Source organism: Thiolapillus sp., assembly GCF_048562965.1.
Classification (GTDB): Bacteria; Pseudomonadota; Gammaproteobacteria; order Chromatiales; family Chromatiaceae; genus Thiolapillus; species Thiolapillus brandeum_A.
On record NZ_JBHNMF010000716.1, the window covers coordinates 1 to 1,520 of the forward strand.

Consider the following 1,520-nt stretch of genomic DNA (forward strand, 5'->3'; position numbering starts at 1 on the left):
CGCACTCCACGTGCCCTTTTCCCTGGCCGTTCTGCGCCCAGCGAACAGCGCATGCGTGCGCCCGTACGATTTTTCGCTCTTCGGAGCCCTCTCTGCGCGAGGTAAAACGCGCCATCACAACGTAATGCCAGGTAGCGACTGGCATTGCGAAACATTTAATCGGGGTCGCGCCCCAAGGAGGAAGCAATGATGATCATTGCCCAATATACACGGGCCAGACTGGTCCAATACGGATTCTATGCCCGCATCGAGGGCATAGAGTTCGACCCCAGAAACGGGGTTCGCTTCTGCTTCAGAATGCGGCAGGAGCAAATCCGGGACTGGGGCCGGGAAAACCTTTCCGGCCGCCAGTATGGGGACCTCAAGGCCGCCCTGCGGGTGGCCGATGTCGCTATTCAGGCTTGCGTGGCCAACGGGAAGGTGGACGTATCCAAGTCCGTATTCCCGGCACGGGGGTGTGTGGACATCAAGGCCAACGACGCCGTGGCCAAGGTTGCCACCCAGGTGCGCGAGCAGCTGGAGCTGTTGCTGCCCCTCTTGGAGGCGGACTGCCACCGCCTCTATGAGGCTGGCCAGAACGTCCACGGCACCCGGGAGATCGCCCTGGGGGATGTCCGCGTGACGCTCACCGAGGAGCCTTGTGGGGATTTCGATTTTGGCTGGAGTCCCCAGCCCGGGGATACCCTGGACGACCTGCTGGGTGGGGGGAGGTACCTGAATCTTCGGATCCGGGTCTTCCGGGCCGGGCGCCTGATTGCGGAGAAAGTCCGCAAGGGTGTCGTGGACACCGGGAACTCCCCCCATTATGGAGGGATCGGCAGGGTCTTGCTTCGCGAGGCCATCACCATCAACGCAGCATAGGAGGTAAAAAATGGGAAAACGTATTCCCATCGATGCCGACGAACTGAAAGTTCAGTGCGCCGGTCACTGGCCCGAGATTCTTCGGGCGCTTGCTCCTGCGTTGTCGGAAGCGGTCGATGCCTACGGCCGCGGCGAAAAGGCCCGTGCCCAAGGGGTGTCATGCCCTGTGCATGGCAGCCCCAACGGCCGGCGGGGAGACGGCTTCAAGCTGTACAAGGACGCCGACAAGACCGGAGGCGGCCTGTGTAACAGCTGCGGCTTTTTCCCGTCCGGGTTCAAACTGCTGGAGTGGGTCAATGGGTGGTCTTTCCGGGAAACCCTGGAGGCCGTGGCGGAGCATGTTGGTTATGCGCCGTCCACGGGCCAGGCGCACAAGCCGAAACGGCCGGCCAAGCCGGTCATCGTCAAGGCTGAAATAAACGAGAAAGAGGAGCAGAAAAAGCTTTATTTCTTGAAGAAGGCCTGGGCGGAACGGCTGACGCTGGATCACCCGGATGCGGAACCCGCGCGGCGGTATTTCGCCAACCGGGGGATCCCCCTGGATGCCCAGCCCTGGGAACTGGCGAATGTTTTTTTCCATCCCGATCTCTTTTTTGAGAAAAGGAAAGGGAAAAACATTACCTCGCCGGCGGTCCTGGAGTTGGTGTATGACACCGAGG

Annotated in this window: 1 protein-coding gene and 1 pseudogene; both read left to right on the forward strand. The window is 61.1% G+C overall.

Translation table 11 applies throughout. From position 1 onward, the window contains the following. Positions 1–186 precede the first annotated feature (186 nt). Positions 187–861: a hypothetical protein gene (locus ACOCD2_RS19495; RefSeq protein ID WP_293649949.1), complete on the forward strand. Its 675-nt coding sequence runs from the start codon at positions 187–189 to the stop codon at positions 859–861. 10 nt (positions 862–871) lie between these two features. Further along, a pseudogene (locus ACOCD2_RS19500) lies at positions 872–1,520 on the forward strand (hypothetical protein); the annotation flags it as partial.